General features: G+C 59.3%; 16 protein-coding genes and 1 tRNA gene. 7 read left to right on the plus strand and 10 right to left on the minus strand.

Annotation, left to right across the window (positions count from 1 at the left end):
• The first annotated feature begins 70 nt into the window (after positions 1 to 70).
• The 3 genes from BM364_RS14805 (at position 71) to BM364_RS14815 (ending at position 1,793) form a co-directional block, all read left to right on the plus strand.
• Positions 71 to 721 (plus strand): LysE family translocator, encoded by a 651-nt coding sequence (locus BM364_RS14805; protein WP_092425901.1) that lies wholly within the window; start codon positions 71 to 73, stop codon positions 719 to 721.
• Positions 718 to 1,566, plus strand: coding sequence for a 23S rRNA (adenine(2030)-N(6))-methyltransferase RlmJ (locus BM364_RS14810; protein WP_092425903.1), 849 nt, complete (start codon positions 718 to 720; stop codon positions 1,564 to 1,566). Before BM364_RS14805 ends, BM364_RS14810 begins: the two co-directional genes overlap by 4 nt.
• A 68-nt stretch (positions 1,567 to 1,634) precedes the next feature.
• Complete coding sequence (locus BM364_RS14815) at positions 1,635 to 1,793, plus strand: YqaE/Pmp3 family membrane protein (protein WP_092425905.1); 159 nt, start codon at positions 1,635 to 1,637, stop codon at positions 1,791 to 1,793.
• Between the two features lie 2 nt (positions 1,794 to 1,795).
• On the opposite strand, the gene BM364_RS14820 is transcribed toward BM364_RS14815, so the two are convergent.
• The 5 genes from BM364_RS14820 to typA all read right to left on the minus strand — a co-directional run bounded on the left by BM364_RS14820 (position 1,796) and on the right by typA (position 6,670).
• Entirely contained in the window at positions 1,796 to 2,173 is a 378-nt protein-coding gene (locus tag BM364_RS14820) for a restriction endonuclease (protein ID WP_092425907.1), read from the minus strand.
• Complete coding sequence (gene rlmN / locus BM364_RS14825) at positions 2,173 to 3,381, minus strand: dual-specificity RNA methyltransferase RlmN (protein WP_092425908.1); 1,209 nt, start codon at positions 3,379 to 3,381, stop codon at positions 2,173 to 2,175. Before rlmN ends, BM364_RS14820 begins: the two co-directional genes overlap by 1 nt.
• A gap of 118 nt (positions 3,382 to 3,499) precedes the next feature.
• Positions 3,500 to 3,802, minus strand: a complete 303-nt coding sequence (locus BM364_RS14830) for a YggT family protein (RefSeq protein ID WP_092425910.1) — start codon at positions 3,800 to 3,802, stop codon at positions 3,500 to 3,502.
• A gap of 309 nt (positions 3,803 to 4,111) precedes the next feature.
• Positions 4,112 to 4,720: a DedA family protein gene (locus BM364_RS14835; RefSeq protein WP_092425911.1), complete on the minus strand. Its 609-nt coding sequence runs from the start codon at positions 4,718 to 4,720 to the stop codon at positions 4,112 to 4,114.
• A gap of 135 nt (positions 4,721 to 4,855) precedes the next feature.
• Positions 4,856 to 6,670 carry a translational GTPase TypA gene (gene typA / locus BM364_RS14840; RefSeq protein WP_092426380.1) on the minus strand — a complete coding sequence of 605 codons (1,815 nt, stop codon included), beginning with the start codon at positions 6,668 to 6,670 and terminating at the stop codon, positions 4,856 to 4,858.
• A gap of 342 nt (positions 6,671 to 7,012) precedes the next feature.
• Here typA and BM364_RS14845 point away from each other — a divergent pair, with 342 nt between their 5' ends.
• Positions 7,013 to 7,798, plus strand: coding sequence for an ion transporter (locus BM364_RS14845; RefSeq protein ID WP_092426382.1), 786 nt, complete (start codon positions 7,013 to 7,015; stop codon positions 7,796 to 7,798).
• Positions 7,799 to 7,840: 42 nt separating this feature from the next.
• On the opposite strand, the gene ppa is transcribed toward BM364_RS14845, so the two are convergent.
• The 3 genes from ppa to BM364_RS14860 all read right to left on the minus strand — a co-directional run bounded on the left by ppa (position 7,841) and on the right by BM364_RS14860 (position 9,480).
• On the minus strand, positions 7,841 to 8,374 hold the full coding sequence (gene ppa / locus BM364_RS14850) for an inorganic diphosphatase (RefSeq protein WP_092425913.1): 534 nt from the start codon (positions 8,372 to 8,374) through the stop codon (positions 7,841 to 7,843).
• A 112-nt stretch (positions 8,375 to 8,486) separates the two neighbouring features.
• The gene (locus BM364_RS14855) at positions 8,487 to 8,909 is read right to left on the minus strand and encodes a universal stress protein (protein WP_092425914.1); all 423 of its coding nucleotides are present in this window, start codon (positions 8,907 to 8,909) and stop codon (positions 8,487 to 8,489) included.
• A 112-nt stretch (positions 8,910 to 9,021) separates the two neighbouring features.
• A complete protein-coding gene (locus tag BM364_RS14860; protein WP_092425915.1) occupies positions 9,022 to 9,480 on the minus strand; it encodes a tellurite resistance TerB family protein in 459 nt (152 codons plus the stop codon).
• Between the two features lie 245 nt (positions 9,481 to 9,725).
• Here BM364_RS14860 and BM364_RS14870 point away from each other — a divergent pair, with 245 nt between their 5' ends.
• Genes BM364_RS14870 through BM364_RS14880 form a run of 3 tightly spaced genes read left to right on the plus strand, consistent with a single transcriptional unit; the run spans position 9,726 to position 15,551 of the window.
• On the plus strand, positions 9,726 to 10,529 hold the full coding sequence (locus BM364_RS14870) for an ImuA family protein (RefSeq protein WP_092425918.1): 804 nt from the start codon (positions 9,726 to 9,728) through the stop codon (positions 10,527 to 10,529).
• A complete protein-coding gene (locus tag BM364_RS14875) occupies positions 10,420 to 12,090 on the plus strand; it encodes a Y-family DNA polymerase (RefSeq protein ID WP_092425920.1) in 1,671 nt (556 codons plus the stop codon). Before BM364_RS14870 ends, BM364_RS14875 begins: the two co-directional genes overlap by 110 nt.
• Positions 12,087 to 15,551: an error-prone DNA polymerase gene (locus BM364_RS14880; protein ID WP_092425921.1), complete on the plus strand. Its 3,465-nt coding sequence runs from the start codon at positions 12,087 to 12,089 to the stop codon at positions 15,549 to 15,551. The genes BM364_RS14875 and BM364_RS14880 overlap by 4 nt, the downstream gene beginning before the upstream one ends.
• On the opposite strand, the gene BM364_RS14885 is transcribed toward BM364_RS14880, so the two are convergent.
• On the minus strand, positions 15,552 to 15,842 hold the full coding sequence (locus BM364_RS14885) for a 4a-hydroxytetrahydrobiopterin dehydratase (protein WP_092425923.1): 291 nt from the start codon (positions 15,840 to 15,842) through the stop codon (positions 15,552 to 15,554).
• A 78-nt stretch (positions 15,843 to 15,920) separates the two neighbouring features.
• Positions 15,921 to 15,996, minus strand: a tRNA-Thr gene (locus BM364_RS14890).
• Between the last annotated feature and the right edge of the window lie 23 nt (positions 15,997 to 16,019).

The following is a 16,019-nucleotide window of genomic DNA, read 5'->3' on the forward strand; positions in this document are numbered from 1 at the left end:
AAATCGGCCGCACCCTAGTCAGAGGCAGGCTTTGGTGCAATTGTCCGGCTCAAGATTCTTGAGTAGCGCCATGCCCGCCTTTGTCCCCGAACTTTCCGTGATCCTGACCTTTGCGATTGCCGGATTTGTTTTGGCCGTAACGCCGGGACCCGACATGGCGCTTTTCGTTTCCCGGACCATGAATTTTGGCCGCGCCCATGGCTTCGCGGCCGTTTTGGGTACGAGCACTGGTATTGCGGTCCACACCGCGCTCGTCGCCTTTGGCATTTCGGTGTTGATCGTGGCCGCGCCAACGGCGTTCTGGGCGCTCAAGATCGTCGGCGCGCTGTATCTCGTCTGGCTGGCAATCCAGGCGATCCGCTCGGGCGGCGGCCTGCTGGTGACCCGCGCTGCCGGTAAGCAGCCAAGCCTGTTGCAAAGCTATTTCACTGGCCTTGCCATCAACCTCACCAATCCCAAGGTGGCGCTGTTCTTCGTGACCTTTCTGCCCCAATTCATTTCGGCCGATGACCCGGCTGCTGCCAGCAAGCTCCTGTTTCTCGGCGTCGAGTTCATCGTGGTTTCCCTGCCTGTCGTCATCGCCACCGTGCTGTTTGCCGAATGGCTGACCACGACGTTGCGCGACAATCAGTGGGTAACCAAGGCATTGAACTGGAGCTTTGCGGCTGTGTTCATAGCCTTTGCGGCAACCATTCTCCTGGCTGAAGGCAAGAAGTCTTGAACTATCGTCACGTCTTTCACGCCGGCAATTTTGCCGACGTGGTCAAGCACACTATCCTGACGCGCATCCTCGCCTATCTGATGCGCAAGGACGCGCCGTTTCGCGTTATCGATACCCATGCCGGTGTTGGGCTTTATGACCTCAAGGGCGCTGCGGCCGAAAAGACCGGAGAATGGGTCGAAGGCATTGGCCGGTTGATTCACGTGAAACTCCCGACCGAGGCGGCTAGTCTGATCGCTCCCTACCTTGAAGCGGTTTGGGCGCAAAACCCCGATCGCAATTTGCGATTTTATCCCGGCTCGCCAATAATCACGCGCCAGATGTTGCGCGGGCAAGACCGGCTGATGGCACTCGAACTCCATCCAACAGATGTCGAGGCCCTGCGCGAAAACTTTGCCGGCGACTTTCAGACCCGGGTCACCCATGTCGATGGCTGGCAGGCACTCGGCACGCATCTGCCACCCAAGGAAAAGCGCGGTCTCGTCCTGATTGATCCGCCCTTCGAAGAGAAGGGCGAATTCGAGCGCATGGCGCAGAACCTGATCAAGGCGCATAAGCGCTGGTCAAGTGGGCTTTACGTGCTGTGGTATCCGATCAAGGATGGCGCCGAAGTGGAACGCTTCGTCAAATTGCTCAAGTCGTCTGGCATTCCCAAGATCCTGCGACTTGAAGTCACCATTCGTCCTGCCTCGACCCCACCGCGGCTCCATGGCACTGGCATGATCGTCGTCAATCCACCCTATGTTCTCGAAGACGAGATGCGGGTGCTGTTGCCTGTTCTCGCTGAGCAACTCAGCGAGGAGGGCCGAGGGCGGCACCTCATCGAGTGGATCGCCGGGGAATAGTGCAGCCGGAGGAACTCCCCTGCCCCGCTGGCGTTCATCCGCTTCTCGCCGAAAGGGGTCAAAGCCGCATGGACGTCATCCGCATCATTCTGTCTGTGATTATTCCGCCCATCGGGGTGTTTCTTCAGGTCGGGCTGGGCCTTCATTTCTGGCTCAACATCCTGCTTACCCTGCTCGGGTATTTCCCCGGTCTCATTCACGCTGTTTGGGTCATCCTGCGCAAATAGGTTTAGTCCCGCCGCTTACGCACGCCACGACGCTCCCGCGTCATCCGCGTGGGCGCATGAAAACCAGGCGGCTTGTCTTTGACCCACGTGACAAAGGCGGCGATCTCGGGATCGGCTTGGAGGCTTTCGATATCGGCGAGGCGCTTGGCGAGTTCCGTTTCGGAGAAGCGCGCGTGGATGGCGCTGTGGCAAATCTGATGCAGACGCACCGTGCCCATATGGATGCCGCCCTTGAGCCGGGGGATCAGGTGATGCCGGCTGGACTTGGCTTCAGGCGGGATGATCCGTCCGCAAAGCGGGCAGATAGGAGCTTGCCGCCGGGCCGCCAAAGCCTCGGCCGCAGCGATGGCAGCCTCGACCCTGCGGGCCGAGGGCTTCATCAGACGCCGGCGAGGGCGTCCCGGTCTTTCTTGGAAAGCCGCTCGCTCTCGCTCTTCAATTGCCCACAGGCGGCAAAGATGTCGCGGCCGCGCGGGGTGCGCACCGGCGAAGCATAGCCGGCGCGATTGACGATATCGGCAAAGCGCTCGATACGGCTCGAGGGCGAGGTACCGTAGTTCGAACCCGGCCAGGGATTGAACGGGATAAGGTTAATCTTGGCGGGAATGCCCGCCAGGAGCCGCACCAGTTCCTTGGCCTCGGCGTCGCTATCGTTGATGCCGTCGAGCATGACATATTCAAAAGTGATGCGGCGGGCGTTCGACAGCCCGGGATACTTTCGGCAGGCCTCCAGAAGCTCTTTCAGCGGCCACTTCTTGTTGATCGGCACCAGGACATCGCGCAGATCATCGCGCACGGCGTGGAGCGAAATGGCAAGCATGACGTCGATCTCGCGGCCGGTCGGCTCGATATAGGGCACAACCCCCGAGGTCGAAAGCGTGATGCGGCGCTTGGAGATGGACATGCCATCGCCCGCCGAGGCGATCAGCAGCGCCTGCTTGACGTTGTCGTAATTATAGAGTGGCTCACCCATGCCCATCATCACGATATTCGTAATGGCGCGGGTTTCACCGCCCGGCACGAGGCCGCCGTCATCGGGTCGGGACCCGCCCGGAAAATCGCCGAGACGTTCGCGGGCCATCAGGATCTGCCCCAAAATTTCGCCGGCCGTCAGGTTCCGGACGAGTTTTTGCGTGCCTGTGTGGCAGAAGGAGCAGGTGAGCGTACAGCCGACCTGGGAAGAGACGCAAAGCGTGCCCCGGTCGCTCTCCGGAATATAGACCGTTTCGACTTCGACCGCAGGCATGTTCGGATTCTGCGGATCACGAAAGCGGAACAGCCATTTGCGTGTGCCATCCATCGATACCTGTTCGGTGACGATCTCCGGCCGATCGAGAATGAACGTATTGGACAGTTTCTGACGAACGGGCTTGGCCACATTGGTCATGCGGTCGAAATCGGTAACCCCGTTGACATAGAGCCAGTTCCAGAGCTGGCTGGCCCGCATGCGGCCTTCCTTCTCACCGACCACCCCGTTGGCGATCAGCGTCTCGGCAAGCTGCGCCTTGGAGAGGCCAATCAGCGACGGCCGCGCCGCCGCCTGAGGGCGGATGGCAGTCGAATGGTCAAGGTTCAGCGCAACGCTCATGGCAGCTCAAAGCAATCCGGAAATAAGGGAAGTCCGCGGCCAATAGCATGGAACCGCGGAAAACCAAAGTCACGCCCGCGGGAGGCGGGTCTGCTCAGCCAGCAAGGCTGGAGGCAGGCTAGATGCCTGCCCGCATGACTGCGGGATAGATATAGTAGCCGATGATCGACTGAAGAAAGAAGATCAGGAGAAAGGCGACAAGCGGAGACAGATCAAGGCCCGAAAAATTGGGCAGCATCCGCCGGATCGGCCGCAGCACCGGCTCGGTTAGCTGGTTCAGCACGCGCCAGACCGCTTCAACAAACTGATTGCGGGTATTTATGACGTTGAACGAGATCAGCCAGCTCATGATGATCATGATCAGCAGGACCCACCAGTAGAGCTGGAGCAGGATCAGGATAATGTCGAGAACGGCGCGCATGGGCGTCTCCGCGAGAAAAGTTCCGTTGTATCTAGTGGGTTGATCACCCCGCCACAAGGGCATGGGATGCCACACCCCGAAAAGTCGGAGCCCCGCACCGGGCAAGCGATACGGGGCCCAAATGACTGACTATCCGGTATGCAATACACGGTTCCGGACACGCTCCTTACTGCATGAACCGTGCCAGACCAGGTGGGCCCACGAAACGGGGTTCAGATATTAAGTAATTGTAAAATAGAAGATTTTTGAGGGGAGAAGCTTTGCAAAATGCGAAGCGCTCTTGCACTTTGCAAAAAAGTCCAACCCGCTTCAGCCAATATCCTTGATCGGCTTCCAGGTGATGAAACGCCAGATATAGATGACAACCGCAAGCACGACGACGCCGGTTGAAACAGGGTCGATATAAGCTTCCACGGCATGGTAGTTCTCGTGCAGCAGGAGGCCTGCCGCGGTCAGAATGCCGGTCCAGATCAGGCTGCCCAGTGTCGAGATGACGAGGAAGCGGCCAAAAGGCATTTTCGCCAGCCCTGCCGGTACGGAAATCAGCGTGCGAATGGCCGGCATCAGGCGGCCGGCAAAGACGGCGAGCGATCCGTGACGCTCGAACCAGTGTTGCGCCTTGTCGATGTCGTCTTCGCTCAGCGTCGCGAAACGCCCGAACCTGTTGCAAAGCCAGGTAAAGCGCGCCAGCCCGAGCAGCCGGGCCACGACATACCATGCACTTGTGCCCAAGACCGAACCCACCGTTCCGGCGATCAAAACGCCCATGGTGCTCAGATCGCCATTGGCGGCGACATAGCCGGCGAAGGGCATGATCAGTTCGGAGGGGATGGGCGGAAAAAGATTTTCCGCAACCATCAGAAGAAAGATCCCCAGATAACCCCAGTCGGTGATGAAGCCGATGATGAAGTCGCTCATGGGGATTTCTCCAAAACCATCCCACCGGACCTCGTCCCTGCGGAAAGGCAGGACCAGCTGGCAGGCCTCAAAAAACGAAGCAGGCTATGGTCAGTTCCTCCCCCCTTTCGAGGGGGAGGTCAGGAGATGGTCGGCTCAGGCCGATTTGGCGGCGCGGCTCATGCGCTTGCGATCGTTCGGATCGAGCCAGATCTTGCGCAGGCGGATCGACTTGGGCGTCACCTCGACGAATTCGTCATCGGCGATGTAGCCAAGCGACTGCTCGAGCGTGAGCTTCTTGGGCGTCGTCAGGCGCACCGCTTCGTCCTTGGAGGTCGTGCGGATATTGGTGAGCTGCTTGCCCTTGAGAGCGTTGACCTCGAGATCGTTTTCGCGATTGTGCTCCCCGATGATCATGCCTTCATAGATGTCGACGCCGGCATCGATCAGCATGGATCCGCGATCTTCAAGGTTCCACAGCGCGTAAGCCACCGATTGTCCGGTGCCGTTGGAGATGAGGACGCCGGTGCGACGGCCGGGCAGTTCGCCCTTGAACGGCACGAAGGAATGGAACAGGCGGTTGAAGATGGCCGTGCCACGGGTGTCCGAAAGCAGTTCCGGTTGGTAGCCGATCAGAGAGCGGGTGGGCACCAGCAGCTGGATACGGGTACGGCCGACGCCTGAGGGGCGCATGTCGGTCAATTCGCCCTTGCGCTCGGTCAGCTTCTGCACGACAGCGCCGGTATGTTCATCATCGACGTCGATGATGACTTCTTCGACCGGCTCCATGCGCTGGCCGTTTTCTTCCTTGAACAGCACCTTCGGGCGGCCGATAGTGAGCTCGAAGCCTTCGCGGCGCATGTTTTCGATCAGAACGGCAAGCTGAAGTTCGCCACGACCGGCAACGTCGTAGGAATCGTTGTCGTCCCCGGGCGTCACCTTGATCGCGACGTTACCCTCTGCTTCGCGCATCAGACGTTCACGAATGACGCGGGACTGCACCTTGTCGCCTTCGCGACCGGCGAGCGGTCCATCATTGATGCGGAAGGTAACCGACAGGGTCGGAGGATCGATCGGCTTTGCAGCAATCGGCTGGGTAACCGAGGTTGCACAGAGCGTATCGGCAACGGTCGAGGTCACAAGACCGGCTATGGCAACGATATCGCCAGCTTCCCCGATATCGACCGGCGTACGCTCGAGACCACGGAATGCGAGGACCTTTGAGACACGTCCCTTTTCAACTTCCTTGCCCTCGCGGTTGAGGGTGTGGATGGGATCGTTGGCCTTGACCGAGCCGGAAGTGATGCGGCCGGTCAGGATGCGGCCAAGGAACGGGTTGCGTTCGATGGTCGTCACCAGCATGCGGAACTCGCCCTCTTCCACGCTCGGCTCGGGCACATGGGCCACGACCTTATCGAGAAGCGGGGCAAGGCTTTCCTTGGGACCGGTGGGATCTTCGGCCATCCAGCCCTGCTTGGCCGAACCGTAAAGGACCGGGAAGTCGAGCTGTTCGGAGGTGGCATCGAGCGCAACGAAAAGGTCGAAGACCTCGTCGAGCACTTCAAGGTGGCGCTCGTCCGACTTGTCGATCTTGTTGATGGCAACGATCGGACGCAGGCCCTGGGCCAGCGCCTTGCCAAGGACGAACTTGGTCTGGGGCATCGGGCCTTCGGCCGCGTCGACGAGAATGACGACGCCGTCGACCATGGAGAGGATGCGCTCGACTTCGCCGCCGAAGTCGGCGTGACCGGGCGTGTCCACGATATTGATGCGGGTATCCTTCCACATCAACGAGGTTACCTTGGCCAGAATGGTGATACCGCGCTCGCGCTCGATATCATTGCTGTCCATCGCGCGCTCTTCGACGCGCTCGTTTTCACGGAAAGAGCCGGATTGCTTGAGCAGAACGTCGATCAGGGTGGTCTTACCGTGGTCAACGTGGGCGATTATGGCGATATTGCGCAGGGACATGGGCACCGGGGCGTTGGGCATGGTCCAGCGGCAGCAAGGGGGCAAACGGCCAAAACATGCAGGAAACAGGAAACGCCAGCTGCAGTCGGGCAGTCTGGCGCTTTTCGGTGCGGCTCATATAGAAAAACACCGCCCTTAACAAGCGCTCCCGGTGCAAGGGGGGATTGCGCCTATCGATCCGTCTGTCGTCCCGCTCGCCGATACCGCGTCTTTTCCCCTGTTGTGCCAGCCCCTTGGAGCCCCGGCTGATTTGAGCAAACGTTTCAGTCCGAGCGCACTTTACCGCTTGACGAGACCGGGGCCTTTGCTTTCTGCCTCATGCTGTTTTCAGGAGACATGCCCATGCGTCAATCTTTGGCTGCGGTGCTTTCATCCCCGAGGTGGGAGCGCTTCATCGTCGCCATCATCGTGCTCAATTCCCTGGTTTTGGGGCTGGAGACCGATCCGGGCATCATGGCCTCCTTCGGGCCGATCCTGATCGGCCTCGATACCCTCGTCCTGGGCATATTCGTGATCGAGATCGCGTTGCGCCTTTTTGCTTTTGGACCACGCTTTTTTCGCGATCCCTGGAGCATTTTCGATCTGACCATCGTGGTTATCGCGCTGATCCCGGCAAGCGGCCCGTTCCAGATCCTGCGCGCCTTGCGCATCCTGCGGGCCCTGCGGCTGATCTCGGTCATTCCGTCCCTGCGCCGCGTAGTAGGCGGATTGATCGCGGCGCTGCCGGGCATGAGTTCGATCATCGTGCTCATGGCCATGCTGTTCTATGTTGCCGCCATCATGGCTACCAACCTGTTCGGCGCGACCTTCCCCGATTGGTTCGGATCGCTCGGCGCCTCGCTTTATACCCTGTTTCAGGTGATGACGCTCGAAAGCTGGTCAATGGGCATCGTCCGGCCGGTGATGGAGGCCCATCCTGCCGCCTGGCTTTTTTTCATCCCGTTTATACTGCTCTCCACCTATGCGGTGCTGAACCTGTTTATCGGTGTCATCGTCTCGGCCATGCAGGGGGAAAGCGAAGCGGAAGCCTCGACCGAGCGTCAGGCGCTGCAAAGCGAGAATGCCCAGATCCTGGCGGAGATCAGGGCCGTCAGAGCCGAACTGGCCGCCCTGCGGCAGGAGCGGTAGAAAAGCAATGGGCGGGATTTCTCCCGCCCTTGTCACATCCGCTTACGAGCCGGACCTGGCTCTCTCGATCGAATCAAGAATGACCTTGGTGGCATCGGCCAGATTGCCGATCCGGTCGATCTTGGCCCACTTGCCGGGCTCGAGATCCTTGTAGTGGGTGAAAAAGTGTTTGATGCGCTCGAGCTGGATCTCGGGGAAATCCTCGATATCCTTGACCCCGTCATACATGCGGGTGAGCTTGGAAACCGGCACGGCGATGATCTTTTCGTCCTGCCCGCCATCGTCTTCCATGAAGAGCACGCCGACCGGGCGCGAGCGCACGACCGAGCCTGGAACGAGCGGACGCGAATTCATCACGATCACATCGAGCGGATCGCCATCGCCGCACAGCGTATGGGGCACGAAGCCGTAATTGCCGGGATAGCGCATGGGCGTATAAAGGAAGCGATCGACAAACAGCGCGCCGCTGTCCTTGTCGATTTCATACTTGATCGGCTCGCCGCCAAGGGGAACCTCGATGATGACATTGAGGTCGTCGGGCGGGTTCTTTCCGGTAGGGATCGCGTCGATATTCATCTGGCTCAACTGTCTGGTTCGTCAGGGAAGGCGCAACGGGAGGCGTTCTGCCGACAATGCGGCGCAAAGGCAAGCCGTAAAACAGCTTGCAGCCTGCCCCTCCCCTTTCGTCCTATTTGACGGTGAGCACCGGCACGCTCGAATGGGCCAGCACTTCGGCCGCCTGGCTGCCCAGCAGCAAGCGCCCGAAGCCGCGCCGGCCATGCGAGCCCATGACGATCGTATCGGCCTTTTCCGCTTCGAGAGCGGCCATGATCGCGTCGGCAGGCTTTTGGCGCGGCATATAAAGGGTTCGCGCTTCAATGTCCGCCGCGTCTGCCTTGGCTCTTGCCGCTGCCAGAAGCGTCTTGGCCTCCTTTGCATAGGTTTCCTCGAGCTGCACGATGATCGAACTTGCATCGATCGCCCCGAACCCTCCAGCCCCCATGCCGGTGGAAACCGGATCGGTGGCAGTCACGATGATCACACGGGCAGCGTTGAGCCGTGCAAGCATCAGTCCGGCGTCGAGGGCCTTGTCACCCGAGAGGCGAACCATCAGTGGCGATTAGGATGGATTTGAACATGATTGCTCTCCTTGCTGGGTCCACACTAGCCCGAGCAAGCCGGTCGGCAATTGATCCTGATCATCTAGGGCGTAAAATCAGCCCCTATGCGTCACTGGCTTCGCCGGCAACGCGCTGGCCGCGAACCTGATTGCGCAACACGGTACGATCCCGGCTCGACACCCCGATCAGTTCGGCAATACGCCAGACCATGTTGTCTTCGAGCTCGTGATTCTGCTTGTCGGTAAACACCACGGTCCACATCATGCGAATGATTTCAACCCGCTCTTCCATGGGCAGTTGCGTGATGCCGGTGGTGAAGCGGTAAAAATCCACTGCCTCGGCGTCGCGCTCGGCAGCCTGCTTGATCAGGCGATCCACACTGGGCTCATCGAGATCGTAGCGGTCCATCAGGACACCGCGGATCGTGGCGCGTTCTGCATCGGTCATGCTGCCATCGACCGCGGCCAGATGCACGAGCAGCGCCGCCACCGAAAGCTTGGGATCATTGCTGTCAGCGGGCGGTTCCGATTTCTGGAACAGACGGGTCAGAGCCTCGAACATGGCGGTCAGCCTCTTGTACGGGGTGGAGGAATCACGAAGGTGCGGATGCGCCGGGAGGCAGCGGGCCGACAGTGAAGCAAAATGGGTGTTTCGCTCAATGGCTGCCACCCACTCTCACGAGCTCTTGACCACGCCTGATGCTGCAGCGCCACACCGATTCCTCCACAGGGAACGGAAAATGGACTCGACTCTTGTGTTCCTCTGAGTCACCATGTTCCCGTTTTGTTCATGTAGCGGTTTGCACCATGCAGTCCCCCGATCGCCAACAGCGCCTTGCCGCGCTGCGGGAAACCATTGCTGATATCGAGCGCAAGCCGGCTTTGGCGGAGATGCGAACCCGGTCTTTTGACACAGGGAAAGGCGGGTTTCCCCTTTTGCCTGGTGGGCTGCTGCAGGAGGTTTTTACCGACACCATGCGCAATGGCGGCGCCAGCCTCGGCTTTGCCCTGGGACAGGCACGATCGCTGCTGACGCCCAGGCGCGGGGCCGTGCTCTTCCTGCAGCTGGCCACTGACGGGCAGTTTTTCGGCATTCCCTATGGTCCGGGGCTTGTCTCGTTCGGTTTTGACCCCGCTCAGCTCGTGCTGGTACGGGCCTCGGATATGAAGGACCTGCTCTGGGTGGCCGAAGAAGCGCTCGCCTGCCGGGCTGTTGCCGGCATCATCGCCGATATCGGAGGCAATCCCGAGCCGCTCGATTTCACCGCCAGCCGAAGATTGAGCCTGCGCGCCGTAGAAGCTGGCACTTCGCTCTTTCTCCTGCGCTATGGCACTGGCCGGGAGGCTAGTGCCGCCCATCTGCGCTGGCATCTGGCTCCGCACCGATCTGGCCGGCAACCCTTTGATGAGCGGGCTCCGGGCCCTCCTCGCTGGGCCCTGACCCTCGAAAAAGGCGTGACACTCGATCAGCATACGCAATTTTTGCTGGAATGGACTGAAGATGGCTTTGCAACGATCCCTGCTGAGCCCGGCCGCAAAAGCCGGAATGGAGCGCCGCTTCCTCTCGCTCTTCCTGCCCAATTGGCCAACGGATTATCTCAAACGGCGTGAGCCCGGGCTCGGTGGCCCCCTGGCCCTTTATGAAAAGGTCAAAGGTGGATTGAGACTGGCAGCCATGGATACCGAGGCTGCAGCAAGCAGTCTACGCATCGGCCAAAGCCTTGCGGACGCACGCGCGCTGGTGCCGCGCTTGATCGTGAAAGAGATCAACCGGCCCGTGCTGGAAGCAGGTTTTGCCGATCTGGCCGACTGGCATTCAAATACCAGCCCGCTGGTTTCCGTGCTGACCGATCTCAATCCCTTTGGTGACCTTATTCTCGATGTAACCGGCGTGCCGCATCTTTTCGATGGTGAAAAAGCCATGCTCGACATGGTGGTCAACCGGTTGGGGCGCCTGGGCTATACTGCCTCGGGAGCGATTGCTCCGACCATCGGGGGCGCATGGGCCGCGTCGCACTTTGCGCCTGGCCGGATCATTTCGCCGGCAGGGTTGGCACGTTTCATGGATGCTCTTCCCGTTGCAGCTCTGCGGCTCAATGCCGATCAAGTTGCCACTCTGACGCAAATGGGACTGACCACGATCAGCCAAGTGCGCCACCGTCCGCGCAGACGCCTGCAAGCTGTGCTTGAACAATCTTTTCTGATCCGGCTCGACCAGGCCTATGGCCATGTCGAAGAGCGGATGACGCCACGCCTGCCAGCAGTTGAGCAGTTCGTCGAACGACGATTTTTCGAGCCAATCTCGCTTCTCGACGATGTGCTCGGCATTGCCGAAAACCTCGCAGAACGCCTTTGCGCCCAGCTGGAAACTCATGGTCTTGGCGCGCACACCTTTCACCTGTTTCTTTATCGCGTCGACCACAAGGTGATGACGCTGTCGCTGAATGCGGCGCGGCTGACCCGGGATGCTTCCCATATCGCCAGTCTTTTCCGCCACCGCGCCGAAAAGCTTGAAAGTGAGAATTACGATCCGGGCTTCGGTATCGATCTGGTCCGGCTTGCCGCCAGTTCGCTCGACAAACTCAATGCCGCTCAACTCGGCGCTTTTGATACCGAAAATGGTGCCGAAGACATCGACCGCCTGGCGGACCGTCTGGGCAGCCGATTGGGCTCCGATGCAGTTCTCAAGATCGATTTTGTCCAAAGCCATATCCCCGAGCGGGCGACACGCCTCATACCGGCTTTGACGGCCGAGCTTTCGACATTCCGCGACTGGCCAAAACAGAGAAGGCCGATGCGCCTCCTCCCCTTGCCTGAACCGGTTAGGATCAATGCTGAAGTCCCCCATGGCTTGCCCGCTTCCATGATCTGGCGTCGCCGAACCTATCGGTTAGTCAAGGGCGCAGGCCCCGAACGCATTGGTGCTGAATGGTGGCGAAGCCGCAAAAGGCTGGAGCTTGTTGAACCCGAGGAGGCCAAAGAGCCTGAACAGGGGGAAAAGCCCCAACAGGTACCCTATATCCCCAACCTTACTCTCTTCGATCCATCTGCCGATACGCGCGATTACTATCTTGTCGAAGACGAGGATGGACACCGCTACTGGGTTTTCAGGCTTGGCTTTTACAGCAATGATATTGGGGCGAGCTGGTATCTGCATGGGTTTTTCCCATGAGCAATGTCGTTGCGCTGGCGCCAAGAAAAACCTCGGACGTCTTCAGGCAAGACCCGCCCGCCTATGCCGAACTGGTCACCACCAGCAATTTTTCCTTTCTGCGCAGCGGCTCGCACCCGGAAGAGCTGGTCTCGGGCGCCATGCATTTGGGCATGACGGCTCTAGGGCTCTGCGATCGCAACACTTTTGCCGGCGTCGTCCGCGGCTATGTGGCCGCAAGGGACACAAGGGAAAAAATCAATCCCGGCTTTCGCTACCTGGTCGGGGTGAGACTCGCCTTTGCCGATGGCACCCCTGATATCATTGCCTATCCCAGCGATCGCATTGCCTACGGGCGGCTCTGCAAGCTGCTGACCATCGGAAATCAACGCGGCGAAAAAGGCAGTTCCAAGCTCTTTTTAAAGGACCTTTTCGGATCGGCAGATCCTGCCTCATCCATCCTTCATGGTCCAAACGAGGATTTTTCCCAAGGCCAGCTTTTCATTCTCGTTCCCGACGAAAGCAATTGGGGGCTGACGGAAGAAACGCTCGATCATCTCTGCCGCAGGGCAATTGGCCGGGTCTGGGTATCGGGCACACATCGCTTTGATGGGGAAGATCGCGCCCGGCTCAACCGCATCGATCTCCTGGCAAGACGGCATGGCGCGCGCATGATTGCCAGCAACGATGTCGCCTATCATGAACCGGATCGACGCATGGTACTGGACGTCGTCACGTGTATTCGAGAGCATGTCACCCTGCACCAGGCAGGTTTCCGGCTTTCAGTGAATGCCGAGCGGCACTTGAAGCCGGCAGCCATCATGGCGCAGCTCTTTGCCGAATACCCCGATGCGATCGCCCAGACGCAGGTATTTATCGGCCGCATTCATTTCACGCTGGATCAGCTCAAATACAACTATCCAGAAGAAACGATCGGCAATGGCGAAACGGCTCAACAAACCCTTGAGCGCCTGACCTGGGCAGGCGCAAAAAATCGCTTTCCGCAAGGGCTGACAGAAAAGCTCAAGGCCGACCTTTGGCGAGAGCTTTGCCTTATCGCCTATAAGGGTTACGCCGCCTACTTTTTGACGGTCGAGGATATCGTCCGGTTCGCGCGTCATGATCGCAAGATCATGTGTCAGGGCCGCGGTTCGGCCGCCAATTCGGCCGTGTGCTTTTGCCTCGGGATAACCGAAGTCAATCCCACCGAGCGAACCCTCGTCTTTGGCCGCTTCATTTCCACCGAACGCGACGAGCCACCCGATATCGACGTCGATTTCGAGCACGAACGGCGCGAAGAGGTAATGCAATATGTCTACCATAAATATGGGGGACGGCGGACGGGTTTGACCGCCAATGTCATCTCCTATCGCTCAAAAAGCGCCATCCGTGAAACAGCGAAGGTTTTTGACGTTTCGGAAGATACGATCAGTGCCTTCAACCAGCTCCATTGGGGGTGGGGATCCGGGGTCGATCTGAGAAGCGTCGCCACGATCGGCCTTAATCCCGACGATCCTGTCCTCGCCCAGATGTTCGAGGTCATCAAGGTGCTACGCGGTTTTCCGCGTCACCTCAGCCAGCATGTGGGCGGCTTTGTCATTACCCGCGACAGTCTTGAGAGCATGGTGCCCATCGGCCGGTCAGCCATGGATACACGCTCCATCATCGAATGGAACAAAGACGACATCGATGCTCTTGGCATCCTCAAGGTCGATATTCTGGCGCTTGGCATGCTCTCCTGCTTGAGACGGGCTTTCGAACTTTTGCATGTCCACTACCAGAAATCATATCAGCTGACAGATCTGCTGGCGGAAGAGACGGGTGAAGGGCCGCTCGACAAGTCGCGCGTTTATGCCATGACCCAGCGTGCCGATACGATCGGCGTCTTCCAGATCGAAAGCCGGGCGCAGATGACGATGCTGCCGCGCCTCAAGCCCAACCGGTTCTATGATCTGGTTATCGAGGTAGCCATCGTGCGCCCCGGGCCCATTCAGGGTGGGATGGTCCACCCCTATCTCAGGCGCCGTGAGGGCACGGAAGAATGGACGCCGACGCCCGGCGACGAACTCGATGAAGTGCTCAAGGAAACGCTGGGCATCCCCCTCTTTCAAGAACAAGCCATGCAGATGGCCATCAAAGGCGCCGGCTTTTCTGCTGGCGAGGCCGATCAACTGCGGCGGGCCATGGCGGCGTGGCGTCGCAACGGCAAGATCGGCATTTTCGAGGAAAAATTCATCACCGGCATGATGAACCACGAGCGAGGCTATAGCCGGGAATTTGCCGAGCGTTGCTTCTCCCAGATAAAAGGCTTTGCTGAATATGGCTTTCCTGAAAGCCATGCCGCAAGCTTTGCTCTGCTTGTCTATGCCTCGTGCTGGCTCAAGTGCCATTACCCCGATGTCTTTGCCTGCGCCCTGCTCAATTCCCAGCCCATGGGTTTTTATGCGCCCAGTCAGATCGTTCGGGATGCCATCGAACATGGCGTTGAGATGCTCGATATCGACGTCAACCATTCCGATCTTGAAAGCGTACTCGTTCAAGCCAGTCGAAACACGCGCGACGCCATCTGGCCGCGGCACGCCGACATGAAGGACGATATCCTTTCCCAAAAAGCGGTCCGGCTTGGGCTCAACTTCATCGAAGGACTGCCGGAACCCGATATCAATCGCATTGTCGCCCGGCGGGGAAGCGAGGGCTATGCATCCATTCGCGATCTCTGGCTCCGAACGGGCGTTCCTGTTGCGAGCCTTGAAAAGCTCGCCAAGGCCGATGCATTTTCGTCCATGAACCTTAATCGGCGTGAAGCTCTTTGGGCGGTCAGAAGTCTTGTCGGCACGCATGGTGCCGATACATTGCCGCTTTTCCAGGCTTCCGGACCCGTTGAGACAGAAAGGGATGAACCCGCCGGCCTGCCCTTGATGGGGCCTGGCGAGGAGGTGGTGCACGACTATGCAACGCTCTCGCTCTCGCTTAAGGGCCATCCGGTGCAGTTCATGCGCCAGATGTTGAATGAGCGAGGAACGACGCGGGCGCAAAACCTGACTAAGGTCACGCCTGGCCACCGGATCGAGGTCGCGGGGCTGGTGTTGGTGCGACAGCGGCCGGGAACGGCAAGCGGGGTCATCTTCGTTACGCTCGAAGATGAAACGGGCGTTGCCAATATCGTGGTCTGGCCCAAGCTCTTCGAGAATGAAAAAACGCGCAAAACCCTGCTCTCGAGCCGCATGCTGGCAGTTCGCGGCCAGGTGCAGCGGGAGGGGCTCGTCATTCACATCATCGCCGAAAATCTGGAGGACCTGACCCCGGCTCTGCTCGATCTTTCCCATGGCAAGGACTTTGGCGACAAGATCATTGCCCGGGCCGATGAAGGCAAATCAGGACCGCCAGGCAGCCAGAGCCGCGACCGCTTGGCCATCCGCGAAATCGAAATGGCACGGCGCCGGGCCTATGCGGCCATGCCCAAGGGCCGGAACTTCCACTGATCAGTGCAATAACGCATTGATCTGGCGAGCCAGATCCACATCATTTTGCGTCACACCACCGGCATCGTGGGTCGAAAGGCCGATTTCAACCCGGTTGTAGCTATTGGACCAGTCCGGATGATGGCCGGCCTTCTCAGCCAGGAGCGCAACCCGGCTCATGAACCCGAACGCCTCGACGAAATTCTTGAACCGGAAAACCTGAACGAGGCGCCCCGCATCCCCATCCACCGTCCAGCCGCTCAATTCGCTTCCGGCAACTGCCAGAGCCTCAGCATCGAGCTTTGCAACCATGGTCCATCCTCCCTGTGCTGATCAACCCCGCAGAACCGCCAGGGTTCACACCAAAGGTACACCGAAAGGGAGAAAAACTGGTGCCGCAGAAGGGACTCGAACCCCCGACCCCATCATTACGAATGACGTGCTCTACCAACTGAGCTACTGCGGCACCGGCCGGGCACGAGCCCGGCG

The organism is Devosia crocina (assembly GCF_900116545.1).
Classification (GTDB): domain Bacteria; phylum Pseudomonadota; class Alphaproteobacteria; order Rhizobiales; family Devosiaceae; genus Devosia; species Devosia crocina.

Bases quoted from the DNA above. Each gene is read 5' to 3' on its own strand.
- typA (WP_092426380.1), bottom strand. From the start codon at position 6,670: ATGTCCCTGCGCAATATCGCCATAATCGCCCACGTTGACCACGGTAAG.
- BM364_RS14885 (WP_092425923.1), bottom strand. From the start codon at position 15,842: ATGGTTGCAAAGCTCGATGCTGAGGCTCTGGCAGTTGCCGGAAGCGAA.
- ppa (WP_092425913.1), bottom strand. From the start codon at position 8,374: ATGAATATCGACGCGATCCCTACCGGAAAGAACCCGCCCGACGACCTC.
- BM364_RS14875 (WP_092425920.1), top strand. From the start codon at position 10,420: ATGGCTTTGCAACGATCCCTGCTGAGCCCGGCCGCAAAAGCCGGAATG.
- BM364_RS14845 (WP_092426382.1), top strand. From the start codon at position 7,013: ATGCGTCAATCTTTGGCTGCGGTGCTTTCATCCCCGAGGTGGGAGCGC.
- BM364_RS14805 (WP_092425901.1), top strand. From the start codon at position 71: ATGCCCGCCTTTGTCCCCGAACTTTCCGTGATCCTGACCTTTGCGATT.
- BM364_RS14830 (WP_092425910.1), bottom strand. From the start codon at position 3,802: ATGCGCGCCGTTCTCGACATTATCCTGATCCTGCTCCAGCTCTACTGG.
- BM364_RS14870 (WP_092425918.1), top strand. From the start codon at position 9,726: ATGCAGTCCCCCGATCGCCAACAGCGCCTTGCCGCGCTGCGGGAAACC.
- BM364_RS14860 (WP_092425915.1), bottom strand. From the start codon at position 9,480: ATGTTCGAGGCTCTGACCCGTCTGTTCCAGAAATCGGAACCGCCCGCT.
- BM364_RS14880 (WP_092425921.1), top strand. From the start codon at position 12,087: ATGAGCAATGTCGTTGCGCTGGCGCCAAGAAAAACCTCGGACGTCTTC.
- BM364_RS14835 (WP_092425911.1), bottom strand. From the start codon at position 4,720: ATGAGCGACTTCATCATCGGCTTCATCACCGACTGGGGTTATCTGGGG.
- BM364_RS14820 (WP_092425907.1), bottom strand. From the start codon at position 2,173: ATGAAGCCCTCGGCCCGCAGGGTCGAGGCTGCCATCGCTGCGGCCGAG.
- rlmN (WP_092425908.1), bottom strand. From the start codon at position 3,381: ATGAGCGTTGCGCTGAACCTTGACCATTCGACTGCCATCCGCCCTCAG.
- BM364_RS14855 (WP_092425914.1), bottom strand. From the start codon at position 8,909: ATGGTTCGCCTCTCGGGTGACAAGGCCCTCGACGCCGGACTGATGCTT.
- BM364_RS14815 (WP_092425905.1), top strand. From the start codon at position 1,635: ATGGACGTCATCCGCATCATTCTGTCTGTGATTATTCCGCCCATCGGG.